Below are 12,310 nucleotides of genomic sequence, written 5' to 3' on the forward strand. Positions count from 1 at the left end.
GATCGCACGTTCACCGAAGCTGCCGCCGCCCCCAATCCTCCGAGGATGAAATGTCGTCGAACAGCGAAGCGACCCAGGCCCTGCTCTCCCTCTGCGGCGACAAGCGCCGATGGAAGGCGGAGCTCACCGTGGACGCGGTGAGGAAGCTGCTCGCCGAGGGCGCGGACGTGAACGCTCGGGACGTCAATGGCCAGAGCGCCCTGCACCACGCCGTCCAGGGGCAGTACCAGAAGGGGGATCCGCTCCCGGACGTCGCGGTGGTGCGCGCGCTCATCGAGGCGGGCGCGGATGTGAATGCGCGGGACAACCACCAGCAGACGCCGCTGACCCGCGCCTTCCCCTCGGAGAAGACCCCGGAGAACGAGGCGCTGGCGCTGGAGCTCATCGCCCTCTTGAAGGCCGCTGGTGGGAAGGTGCCCTCGGACGTGGTGGACGGAAACGGCGCGGCGTTCCGCTGGACGACCGCCAGGCTCCTCAAGGAGGTGCTCGACGCGGGGGCTCGCCTCGACGCGCGCAACGAGCGGGGCGGGACGCCGCTCCACAGCGCCGTGGTCTCCGGAGACCCCGACGTCATCCAGTTGATGCTGGAGCGCGGCGCCGATGTGAACGCCATCGACGGCCAGGGCCGCACGGCGCTGGGCATCGCGCTGCGCACCAAGGAGGAGGTCTGGGTCGCGCACAACAAGCGGACGGCCGGGTTCAACGCCGTCATCCAGGTACTCGAGGCCGCGGGCGGCAAGGCCAGCGTCTCCATTCCCCTGAGCGATGACGTCTTCGCCCCCTACCCCATCGACGAGGCGGCGTTCCGCGGGGCCCTGGCGGAGAAGAAGCAGAAGCTCTCCTTCAAGCACGCCATCGCCTCCGCGCAGGAGGCCATCACGGGACTGCACGGCCATGGAGACCCCGCCGAGGCCCTCGGCAAGCTGGAGACGCTGCGGGACACGCTCACCACGCCGCCCAGGAAGGTCCACATCCGGGAGTCGCTGAGCATCCGGAGCGCCTTCTTCCACCACGGCGACCTGGAGGTGGACGGCAACCTGGACATCGGCCGGCCGTTCGCGGTGACGGGGGACGTCATCGTGCACGGCGTGGTGTGGGACTCGGGCAACGACTCGCTGGTGAACATCCTGGGCAAGCTGACGTGCCACGGGCTCTACTCGAGCGGCGAGTTCAGCGTCGCCCAGGACATCGAGGCGCGCGACGTGGTGCTCGGCTACTACAACGACCACCTGCTCTCGGCGAACACCATCCGGGCCCGCGTCGTCATCGAGGATGACCACGCCTTCGATGCCCGCACCGAGGCGCAGCACCACTTCGACATCGACACCTACGCGCAGGGCTACGGCGACGGCGTGGCGGAGGAGCTGAAGGCCCTCTTCGTCGACGAGGTCTTCGAGACCACCGAGGAGACGGACGAAGAGGACGGCGAGCCGGCCCGCCTCGACAAGGGCGAGCTCTTCCACCGCATCAGCAAGGGCCTGCCCGTCTTCCGCGAGTAGCCCCTCAGAGCGTCCGGATGAAGTCGAGCTCCACGCTCAGCCGGCCGGTGCGAGCGCTTCCTCGAACTCCGTCGCGCCCTCCAGCAGCGACGCGCAGAGACACGCGGGGCCCTGCAACGCGGTGAAGCCATGCGCGCTGCCCTCCAGCTTGTCGAGCGTCTCACCGGGCCACACCTCGTGCCCGCCGTCCTCGCGCAGCCCGCCCTCCAGCACCAGGTTCCACTCGCGCCCCAGGTGCGTGTGACGCGGATAGCGCACGCCCGGGTTCAGCCGCAGCACCGCGGCCATCATCCCCTCGCGCGCGGGGCCCGTCTCCACCGGGAACAGCTCCGAGCCCTCCACCGGCCCCGGCATCCACAGCGACGCGTCCTCCAGCGACTCGAGCAGCGCGCTCGCCCGCTCCCGCGTCACGTCGAAGAAGGCCGCCAGCTCCTGCGCGAAGCGCTCCAGCCGGCGCGGCCCCTCCATCCGGGCCATCAACGCGGCCAGCACCCCGGCCGGAGGCTCCACCGGCGACTCCAGCGCCAGCAGGCCCCCGCGCACCGAGGACAGGCGGTCGGCCTCGACCCGGCAGCGCTCGCACGTCGCCAGGTGTCGCTCCAGCACCTCCCGCGAGGAGGAGTCCAGCGTCCCCAGTGCCCACTCGGCCAGGATGTCGTCGAGGTGCTCCGTCATCGCGTCCCATCCCGTCCCATCACACGAGCCCTACGGAAGCCACCGCCCGGGTGGATTTCCCTGGGGGCTACACCGCCACCGCGAAGTCGCGAAGGGCCGAGTTGAGGCTTGTCTTCTTGTCCGTGGACTGTGTCCGCTGCCCGATGATGAGCGCGCACGGCACCATGTACCTGCCCGCGGGGAACTGCTTCTCGCGCATGCCCGGAATCACCACGCTGCGCGCGGGGACGCGGCCCTTGTAGACGCGCTCCTCGGGGCCGGTGACGTCGATGATTTGCGTGGACGCGGTGAGCACCACGTTGGCGCCCAGCACCGCCTCCTCCTCCACCACCACGCCCTCCACCACGATGCAGCGGCTGCCCAGGAACGCGCGGTCCTCGATGATGACGGGAGACGCCGTGGGCGGCTCGAGCACCCCGCCCAGCCCCACGCCACCCGACAGGTGCACGTCGCTGCCCACCTGCGCGCAGCTGCCCACCGTGGCCCACGTGTCCACCATGGTGCCCGCGCCCACGCGCGCGCCGATGTTCACGTAGCCGGGCATCACCACCGCGCCCTTCTCCACGAAGGCCCCGTAGCGCACCGTGCCCGGCGGGACGACCCGCACGCCCGCCTTGTCCAGGTTCTTCTTCAGGGGGACCTTGTCGTGGAACTCGAAGGGCCCCACCTCCATCACCTTCATCTCCGACACGGCGAAGAACAGGAGGATGGCCTCCTTGACCCAGGCGTGGACCTTCCAGCCGTCCGGGCCCTTCTCCGCCACGCGCAGCTCGCCCGCGTCCAGGCGCGCCACCGTCTCGCGCACGGCGGACACGAAGTCCGCATCCTTGAGCTTCGTCCGGTCCGCGAACGCGGCCGAGACCTTCTGGGACAGTTCTTCGATGGGCAACATGGCGCCACCTTGAAGCACACTTCGGCGCGCCGCGCCGCACCAACCTGCCCGCCCTCAGGGGTGGGACGCGTCCGGCTCCGACGCCTGGCTCGCGTCCGGCTCAATCAGGCCCGCGGGCTCCGCCAGGGGCAGCGTCTGCGTGGTGATCTCCCCATGCAACGTCCGGGGCGCCACCTCCGTGTGCCCGCGTCCCTCCAGCTCCACCGCGCCCCGTGAAACATGTCTCACCCGCGCCATGGGCACCTCGCCCCAGGTCCGGCTGAAGGGCCAGCGACGCACGTAGAGGTGCGTGTCGCTCAACAGCGCCACGTATCCCAGCAGCGCGCCGCCCTCGTCGCGCACGCGCATCCCTCGGGTGATGGAGCGCCGCTCATAGGGCGACGCCGTCTCGGGCCAGGCCATGCGTTCCACCTCCTGCCCCCAAGGTGCACCTCCTCCTGCCCACAGAGGAGCACCCCTCGCGCGCCCGCTTCCTCGCCTGCTTGAGGCAACTTGAGTCCCAAGGGCTCCGATAACTCTCTGTTTTGTCGCGTTGAGCAGTGTCCACAACTGGTCAATCGACCCCTGGTCGTGCCAGCATCGGGTCATCCCTCACCCCCTGGAGGGCACATGAGCGCTACCCCCTCGCGCCCGTGGAGCCTCGCCGTGGCAGTGCTCGCGTCGTTCGTCGCCGGATGCCTCGGCGAGGCGGCGCTCGACATGCAAGGTCTGCCGGGCCCCGGCAACCCCAACCCCCAGCCCCCGCCGGTGCAGCAGGACGGCACGCTCGACTGTGACCTGGACCGGGTGCCGGCGGGCGTGACGCTCGCGAGCATCGCCTCCGACTTCGAGCGCGAGGTGCACCCGGCCCTGGTGCGCGAGGTGTCCGGCTGCATCTCCTGCCACGCGACGACGAGCGGCCGGCTCTTCAAGGTGGGCCTCAACGGCGTGGAGAACTTCTACGCCATCCGCGCCGCCGGCTACCTCACGCCCGCGTCGGGCTCCATGCTGTCGCGCCTCGTCACGACGGACGAGAGCGCGCGCATGCCGCGCGGCGAGCCGGCGTGGAACGCGCGCGAAATCGCCGCGGTGGCCGCGCTCACCTGTCAGCTCAAGGCGGTGGAGACGCGCCAGCCCTCGTCGCGTCCGGACGAGGAGTTCCCGCCAGCGCTCCTGGAGCCCTACCGGGGCCCCTCCGTCGCCACGTATGACAATCCCTTCCTGGGCTTCGAGCAGCTCAAGGGCAAGGTGAAGGCCGTCTTCAACGACGACTGGGTGCGCGGCGGGGTGGACCGCTTCGCGCAGAACGTGGGCCTGCTGGGCGGCGTGGACTACAAGGACCACTTCGTCGAGGCGCGCGTCGCCACCGCCGACTTCTTCCTGGGCCTGGATGACCTGTCGCGCGACGTGTGCCTCACGGCCGCCACCCACAAGACGGGCCCCTTCACGGGCCTGGACCTGGCACAGCCGCTGACGGACATCCCCGCGCCCACCACCAAGACGTACGAGATGGAGGCCGCCGCGCGCGACGGCACCACCCTCCCCGCGGGCACGCAGATTCTCGCGAGCACCGGCGGCAAGTCCGGCAGCACGGGCTGGAACCTCTACACCACCGGCACCCTCACCACGCTGCAGCCCTACGTCTTCCCCGCGTCCGCCACCTACCGCTTCACGGTGAAGGCCAAGGGGGACCTGTGCGGCCCGGACCTGCCGAACATGCAGCTCAAGGTGGACGGCGTGCTGGTGAAGGAGTGGAGCGTCGCCAACAACACGGCCTACGCGGACTTCGTGCACACGCAGGCCGTCGCCGGCGGGGACCACCTCCTCACGGTGGGCTTCACCAACGACTACGGCGAGACGGGTGTCTGCGACCGCAACCTGCACGTGGACGCGCTCGTGGTGTACGGCCCCACGGAGGCCGCCACCGGCACCCAGCGCGCGGACGCGGCGAAGGCCAAGGTGGACACGCTCTACCGGCGGATGCTGTACCGGGCCTCCTCCCCCGAGGAGCGCGCCAACGGCTACGCGCTGGTGACGGACCTGCTGGGCATCGAGGCCAACGCCACCAAGGCCTGGAGCGGCCTGTGCGAGGGCCTGATGCGCGCGCCCGACTTCCTCTTCACGCTGCCGCCCTCGTACGAGCGCTTCACGGGCAAGGAGCGCGAGCGGCTGCTCTTGGTGAAGCTGGCCATGGACCTGCTGGGCAGGCCGCCGTCCGCGCAGGACTTCACCGCGCTGGAGGACGGGCAGAAGTCGTGGGAGGCGATGGTGGACGGATACCTGGCCTCGGCGGACTTCCGGGCGAACTACTTCAAGCGCATGCGCGTGCGCACCGAGAGCGAGGGCACGCCCGACACGGACGAGCCCGCGCGGCTGTGGACCTTCCTGGTCGAGCAGGAGCGGCCGTTCGGGGAGCTGCTCACCGGCGACTACTCGGTGGACGGAAGCTTCCAGCAGGTGACGCGCCCCCCGCAGCACGGCAAGACGGGCGTGCTTACGATGAAGGGCTTCATCAAGAACAAGCCGGGCCTGCCGCACTACAACTACGCGGCGCGCGTGATGACGGACTTCATGGGCACCCTGTACGAGGTCCCCGCCGAGGTCTTCGACATGCGCGGCGCGGCCACCGCGTCCTCCACCGTGGACCCCAGCAGCATCTGCTACTCCTGCCACCAGACGCTCACCCCGCTGGCGCACCAGCGCCTGCGCTGGGACGACGAGGGCAACTACCGCACCCAGGACGAGCAGGGCGTCACGCTGGACGACACGGACAGGAACCTCGCCGCCACCTATGCCTTCAAGGGCCAGGGCATGGAGGCCTTCGCCACGCAGGCGGTGAAGAAGGAGGCCTTCGTGCGCCGCACGCTCAACGCCCAGTTCGCCCTGCTGTTCGGCCGCGAGATGCGCCACGAGCAGGACGAGCGCGCCATCTACAAGCGCCTGTGGGACGTCAGCCACGAGCACGACGGCAACCTCAAGGCCGTGCTCAAGACCCTCGCCACCTCTCCCGAATACCTGCGCCAGTAGCGCCGCCCAAAGGACCGCCGCCATGAACCGCCGCCGATTCCTCGCGGGCGCCGCCGCGGGCGCCGCCATCAGCACCCTGGACTGGCTCCGCTTCTTCCGCGCCTTCGGAGTGCCCGGGACGAAGAAGGAGCTGGGCTTCGCCGAGGCCGCCGCCGCCGAGGCCGACAACCCCCGCTTCCTCATCTACTGGTTCCAGGAGGGAGGCTGGGACGGGTACTCGATGTTCAACCCCGTCCACACGCCCAATGACTCCATCCGCGTCATCCCCGCGGGCGAACTGCGCCCCACCCCGTCGTGGACGAACCACCGCTACCGGCCCAAGGGCTACGGCGCCACGCCGTCGGACCCGCCGAAGACGCAGGGCAACATCCAGTACGGCTACCTGGCGCAGGACGGCCTGGACCTGTTCCCCGACCTGGCGGTGGTGTCCAGCCACAACGGCAACACCTTCCACTCGGGCGGACGGTGGGAGTACCACTACGGCAAGTACAGCGCGTCGCTGTCGGGCAAGCGGGGCGCGGACGAGCGCACGGTGATGCAGGCGTTCTGCGAGGCGTACGGCACGGGCTTCCTCTTGCCCCACGTCTCGTGGCACCGGTGGCTGTCCGACGGTGAGCTGTCCATCCCGTCCTATCCCGAGGGCACCGGCTACTACGAGAAGCTGGGCCCGGTGCACGCGCACACGCTCTACGGCAAGACGCCCGCGGCGATGCGCGAGCGGCTCGCGTCGCTGGGCAACGTGGCGCAGGGCCAGCGCGACGCGCGCATCCGCCAGTTCACCGACAACCTGCAGGCGAGCTTCCTGGCGGAGAAGAACAGCGAGTCGGTGCGCGCCTTCAACTCCGCGCTCCAGATTCACCGGGCGCTGACGGCCGGCGGCAGCATCAACCTGGACCCTCGCACGCTGTTCACCCACACCACGCTGCGCGCCGAGTTCGGCATCACCGCGGCGGACGAGGCCACGGACTCGTCGTCCATCAACGGCAACCCCGCGCGCACCAAGGAGACGCCCAACACCAACGTGCAGGCGTTGATGACGTACGAGATGATGACGAAGGGGCTGTCCATCGGCTTCTTCATCGAGAACCGCGGCCTGCGCCAGTTCGACACGCACCGCGACCGCCGCTCCATCATGAACAACAAGGGCCAGACGGAGCAGCGCGACATGATGCGCAAGAACCTCTGGAACCCGCTCAGGACGCTGGTGGCGAAGCTCAAGTCCACGCCCTACGGCACCACGGGCAAGAGCTACTACGACTTCACCACCATCGTCCTCGCCTCGGAGATGGGCCGCACGATTCAGGGCGACGTGGAGGGCATCCTCGCCAAGGCGGGCGTGACGGACGCGCAGAAGTACGAGGAGATCATGCTCCAGGACTGCTGCCAGCACTGGCGCGTCAACAGCGTGGCCTTCCTGGGTGGCACCGTGCGCGGCAACACGCAGTATGGCCGCGTGGGCAGCGCGTCCCTGGACGGCATCCCGATGATGCCCAACGGCACGCTGGACCCGGCGTACGACCCGGACACGGGCCTGCTGGTGCCGGGGCGGACCAAGAACGCCACCAGCTTCGTGTCCGACGCCGGCCACGTGTACGCCACGGCGCTCCACCTGTCCGGGTTGGACCCGGCGGCGCTCAAGGCCGCGGGCAAGGGCAAGAACGACCGCCCGCCCATGACGTTCATCAAGCGCTGAAGCGCCCGCATGATGCGGGGCCGCCACCGTCCCTCCGGAGGCGGCCCCCAAGGCTCAGGCGACTTCAGGCGTCGAGGACGCGCGCCACCGCGTCCACCACCTCCTGGTCCGTGGGGAAGGCCAGCGACGCCTTCCGGATGACCACCTTGCCGTCGACGGCGACCTCGTAGCTGCCCGACGGCCCGGGCTTCAGCTCCGCCTCCACATCCAGCTCGTCCTTCAACGCGGCCGCCGCACGGGCGGCCCTGGGCTTGTAGCCTCAGGAGTTGCAGTACGTAATCGTGACCTTCTTGTCGGCCATGGCGTGTCTCCTCGCGCGGGGCTCGACCCCGTCCCCGAAGAGATAATGCGTTCGCGGCCCGCGAGCCAGCCCACGCCTGGCGCCGGGGACAGGACGCGCGCCGTCCGCGGCGCTAGGTTCTTCTCCGCCATGACGGACTTTCGTGAGCGCATCGCCGCCGCCTATGACGTCGAGTCCTTCCGCCGCGAGGGCCAGCGGCTGGTGGACACGCTGGCGGACTACCTGGCCCAGGCCGAGCGCGGAGAGGGCCTGCCGGTACTGCCCTGGGCCGCGCCCGCGGTGAGTGTGGACCGCTTCCCCGCCGCCTTCCCCGAGGAGCCCACGGGCGACTTCGCGGAGCTGGTGGCGCGCGTGCTCTCCGGCTCCAACCACCTGCACCACCCGCGCTACGTGGGCCACCAGGTGACGGCCCCCGTGCCGCTGGCCGCGCTGTGCGACGCCGTCTCCTCGCTGCTCAACAACGGCATGGCCGTGTACGAGATGGGCCCCGTCTCCACCGCCATGGAGCGCAACGTGCTGCGCTGGATGGCCGCGCGCCTGGGCCTGCCGGAGTCCGCGGACGGCGTGCTCACCTCCGGCGGCTCCCTGGGCAACCTCACCGCCCTGCTCGCCGCCCGCCAGGCGAAGGCCGGCTACGACGCGTGGAACGAGGGCGCCCACGCGGGCCCGCCGCTCGCGGTGCTGGTGCCCGCCACCGCCCACTACAGCCTGTCGCGCGCCCTCCGCGTCATGGGCTGGGGCCAGGGCGGCGCCATCCCCGTCGCCGTGGACGAGCGCTTCCGCCTGCGCCCCGACGCGCTCGGCCCCGCGCTGGAGTCCGCCACGCGACAGGGCCGCAAGGTCATCGCCGTCGTCGCCAGCGCGGGCTCCACCGCCACCGGCGCGTTCGACCCGCTGGAGCCCGTGGCGGACTTCTGCGAGCACCACGGCCTGTGGTTCCACGTGGACGCCGCGCACGGCGCCTCCGCCGCGCTCAGCGCCGCCCATCGCCACCAGGTGCGCGGAATCGCCCGCGCGGACTCCGTCGTCTGGGACGCGCACAAGGGCCTGCTCATGCCCGCGCTGGTGACGGCGGTGCTCTTCCGCGACGGCGCGCGCTCCTTCGAGTCCTTCGCCCAGGAGGCCAGCTACCTCTTCGGCGACACCGAGCGCCCGTGGAGCGACGTGGCCCTGCGCACGATGGAGTGCACCAAGGAGATGATGGCGCTCAAGCTGTACGCCTGCCTGAGCGTGCTGGGCACCCGCCTGTTCGCCGACGCGGTGACGGAGTCCTACGCCCTCACCCGCCGCTTCGCCGAGCGGCTCTCCCAGGCCGGCGACTTCCAGGTCCCCGTCCCGCCCGACTGCAACATCCTCTGCTTCCGCCACACCCCCGGACACGTGCCGCCCGAGGCGTGGGACGCGCTGCAGGCGCGCCTGCGCGAGCGGCTGGTGACGCGCGGAGACTTCTATCTGGTGCAGACGAAGCTGCCCCAGGGCGTGTTCCTGCGCGTCACCGTCATCAACCCGCTCACCACCGACGCGGACCTGGACGCGCTGATGGAGGCGCTCAGGACGGCAGCTCGACGGTGAACTCGCTGCCGACGCCGGGCTCGGACGCCACCGAGACGACGCCGCCCAGCACCGACACCATCTCCCGCACCAGCGTCAGCCCCAGCCCCACGCCCGGCTTGGACTTGTGGTCCAGGGGCTCCAGGTGTGAGAAGGGCTCGAAGATGTGGGCCTGCTCGGCGCGGGGGATGCCAGGCCCGGTGTCGCGCACCCGCAGGCGCCAGCCCTGGGGCCGCGCCTCCACCGCCACCGACACCCCGCCCTGCTCGGTGTACTTCACCGCGTTGGACACCAGGTTGAGCAGCACCATCTGCACGATGCGCGGATCCGTGCGCGCCACTGCCTGCCCCCGGGGCCGGTCCCACTCCAGCGCCAGCCCCTTGCGCCGCGCCTCCAGCCGCGCCTCCTCCACCACCTCGTCCACCACCGCGCCCAGGTCCACCGTCTCGCGCCGCACCACCAGCCTGCCCTCCTCCAGCTGGTTGTACTGGAGCACCATCTCCACCATGTCGCGCAGCCGCAGCGTGGAGCGGTGCATCCGGTCGAACATGTCCAGCGCCCGGGGCGGCAGCCCTCCCAGCTCCCGCTGCAGCGCGTGCTGGGTGAGCTGCAACACCGACAGCGGCGTGCGCAGCTCGTGTGACACCAGCTGCAGCAGCGTGCTGCGCGACGCGCTGGCGCGCTCGGTGGTCTCCAGCGCCACCTCCAGCTGCCGCTTGCGCATGCCCAATTCGCGCGCCATCGCCTCCAGGTCCACCGAGCGCGCGGCGAGCAGCCCCTGGAGCACCTCGCGCGTGCGCTTCATCACGGCCAGGTTCGTCACCCGCGCCACCAGCTCCTCGGACACGAAGGGCTTCACCACGTAGTCCTGCGCGCCGCCGCGCAGCAGGTCCACCCTCAGCGCATCATCCGCGCGCGCGGTGAGCAGCAGGATGGGCGTGGACTCCAGCCCCGGGCGCGTGCGCACCGCGCGCACCAGCTGGTCTCCGCCCATGCGCGGCATCATCAAGTCGCTCACGATGACGTCCGGCAGCATCCGCTCCGCCTTCGCCAGCCCCTCCAGGCCGTCCTCGGCGGTGGCCACCTGGAAGTCCTTCGCCAGCGTGTCCACCACGTAGCGGCGCATCTCCTGGGTGTCCTCCACCACCAGCACGCGCGGCCGGCTCGAGTCATCCGCCCGCGTGGCCACCGCCACCTCGCGCTCGGGCGGCCGCAGCACGTCCAGCTCCGCGCGCGCCGCCTCGACATCCACCTCGTGCGCCGGGGCGTCCGCGCGCGCCGCGAGCTTCACCCCCGTGGGCGCGAGCAGCGGCAGCTCCACCACGAAGCGCGCGCCGCCACCCGGGCGCTCCTCCGCCCAGATGCGCCCCTCGTGCAGCGCCACGAAGTCCCGGGCGATGGCCAGCCCCAGCCCCGTGCCCCCGGTGTCGCGCGTGGTGGCCGCGTCCCCCTGGCGGAAGCGCTCGAAGATGCTCTCGCGATGCTCGGCGGGCACGCCCGGCCCGCTGTCCTCCACCACCAGCCGCCCCTGCCCCGCCTCCGCGCTCACCGCCACGCGGATGTGCCCGCCCTCGGGCGTGAACTTGGCCGCGTTGGACAGGAGGTTGAGCACCACGCGCTCCACCTTCTCCGGGTCCACCTGCGCCGGCAGCATCGCGGGCAAGTCCAGCGCGAAGTCCAGCTCGCGCTCGGCCACCAGCCCCTCGAAGTTCTCCGCGGCCAGCCGCACCAGCCGCGCCAGGTCCACCTCCTCGTACGACAGCCGCATCTGCCCCGCGTCCAGCTTGGCCACGTCGAGCAGCGCGTTGACGTGCCGGAGCAGCACCCGCGCGTTGCGGCGCACCACCTCCAAATCGCGGTGCGCCGCGTCCGGCAGCGTGCCCTGCTGGAGCAGCCGGTCCACCGGCCCCAGGATGAGCGTCAGCGGCGTGCGCAGCTCATGGCTGACGTTGGCGAAGAAGCCGGTGCGCTGCGCCTCGGAGGCCTTCAGCTTCGCGTACAGCGTCTCCAGCTCCCGCGAGCTCTTCTCCAACTGCACCCGGCGCTCCTCGGACAGCCGCGCCGCCTCCGTCACCTCCACCACCCGCCCGCGCAGCGGCACCAGGTACATGCCCGTGGCCACCGAGGCCACCGCCGTCACCACCTTGATGCCGCCCCCCAGGTAGTAGGCCGAGTACCAGACGTTCCACACCTCCATCAGGTGCGTCAGCCCACACGCGCCGATGAAGACCCCGAACGACAGAATCATCCCGCCGAAGGGCAGCCGCGCCCGCCGCACCAGCGCGTACAGCGTCAGCGAGATGAAGAAGTACGCCGAGCCGATGAGGATGTCCGACAGGACGTGCATCGCCACCAGGTCCTGTTTCCACAGGTAGCAGTGCCCGTGTGGCATGTTCCAGGCACCGTAGAAGAAGTCCCGCAGGCCCTCTGTGAGCTGGGAGAACCGCTCCAGGGAAACCGCGCCGCGCACCGCATGTCCGAGCTGGTCGTTCATGGCGTTCCCTTCCACTGTCACGCATGGCGGGGGACCCCCACGGCTGTTCCCCCCGGAGGAAGTATTCCATGCAAAACAGGTGACTCTTGCCACCCCCCATCTCACACCGGGACGCGGGGAAAGGGCATGAGACGTGGGTACACGCGCCGGGTGCTGGACAGTCGCCCCCCGGGTCGAAATGCGATAGAGCCCGGGGCGA

General features: G+C 70.8%; 9 protein-coding genes. 4 read left to right on the forward strand and 5 right to left on the reverse strand.

What is annotated here, in order from left to right; genetic code table 11:
- Positions 1–50: 50 nt before the first annotated feature.
- On the forward strand, positions 51–1,499 hold the full coding sequence (locus K8625_RS12160; protein ID WP_223782796.1) for an ankyrin repeat domain-containing protein: 1,449 nt from the start codon (positions 51–53) through the stop codon (positions 1,497–1,499).
- Between the two features lie 36 nt (positions 1,500–1,535).
- On the opposite strand, the gene K8625_RS12165 is transcribed toward K8625_RS12160, so the two are convergent.
- The 3 genes from K8625_RS12165 to K8625_RS12175 all read right to left on the reverse strand — a co-directional run bounded on the left by K8625_RS12165 (position 1,536) and on the right by K8625_RS12175 (position 3,468).
- Entirely contained in the window at positions 1,536–2,174 is a 639-nt protein-coding gene (locus tag K8625_RS12165) for a cupin domain-containing protein (protein WP_223782797.1), read from the reverse strand.
- Positions 2,175–2,241: 67 nt separating this feature from the next.
- Complete coding sequence (locus tag K8625_RS12170) at positions 2,242–3,066, reverse strand: 2,3,4,5-tetrahydropyridine-2,6-dicarboxylate N-succinyltransferase (protein ID WP_141329165.1); 825 nt, start codon at positions 3,064–3,066, stop codon at positions 2,242–2,244.
- Between the two features lie 54 nt (positions 3,067–3,120).
- Entirely contained in the window at positions 3,121–3,468 is a 348-nt protein-coding gene (locus K8625_RS12175; protein WP_223749673.1) for a hypothetical protein, read from the reverse strand.
- A gap of 207 nt (positions 3,469–3,675) precedes the next feature.
- Between K8625_RS12175 and K8625_RS12180 the strand changes: the two genes are divergently transcribed.
- Together K8625_RS12180 and K8625_RS12185 are read left to right on the forward strand one after the other, a co-directional pair.
- The gene (locus K8625_RS12180; protein WP_223782798.1) at positions 3,676–6,072 is read left to right on the forward strand and encodes a carbohydrate-binding domain-containing protein; all 2,397 of its coding nucleotides are present in this window, start codon (positions 3,676–3,678) and stop codon (positions 6,070–6,072) included.
- A gap of 22 nt (positions 6,073–6,094) precedes the next feature.
- Positions 6,095–7,765 carry a DUF1501 domain-containing protein gene (locus tag K8625_RS12185; RefSeq protein WP_223749671.1) on the forward strand — a complete coding sequence of 557 codons (1,671 nt, stop codon included), beginning with the start codon at positions 6,095–6,097 and terminating at the stop codon, positions 7,763–7,765.
- Positions 7,766–7,829: 64 nt separating this feature from the next.
- On the opposite strand, the gene K8625_RS12190 is transcribed toward K8625_RS12185, so the two are convergent.
- The gene (locus tag K8625_RS12190) at positions 7,830–8,066 is read right to left on the reverse strand and encodes a SelT/SelW/SelH family protein (RefSeq protein WP_255653472.1); all 237 of its coding nucleotides are present in this window, start codon (positions 8,064–8,066) and stop codon (positions 7,830–7,832) included.
- Positions 8,067–8,195: 129 nt separating this feature from the next.
- Between K8625_RS12190 and K8625_RS12195 the strand changes: the two genes are divergently transcribed.
- Positions 8,196–9,638, forward strand: coding sequence for an aminotransferase class I/II-fold pyridoxal phosphate-dependent enzyme (locus K8625_RS12195; protein WP_223749670.1), 1,443 nt, complete (start codon positions 8,196–8,198; stop codon positions 9,636–9,638).
- Here K8625_RS12195 and K8625_RS44165 read toward each other — a convergent pair.
- The gene (locus K8625_RS44165) at positions 9,616–12,111 is read right to left on the reverse strand and encodes an ATP-binding protein (RefSeq protein WP_305070884.1); all 2,496 of its coding nucleotides are present in this window, start codon (positions 12,109–12,111) and stop codon (positions 9,616–9,618) included. The genes K8625_RS12195 and K8625_RS44165 overlap by 23 nt on opposite strands.
- Positions 12,112–12,310: the final 199 nt, after the last annotated feature.

The organism is Myxococcus sp. AS-1-15, from assembly GCF_020037055.1.
GTDB classification, from domain to species: domain Bacteria; phylum Myxococcota; class Myxococcia; order Myxococcales; family Myxococcaceae; genus Myxococcus; species Myxococcus fulvus.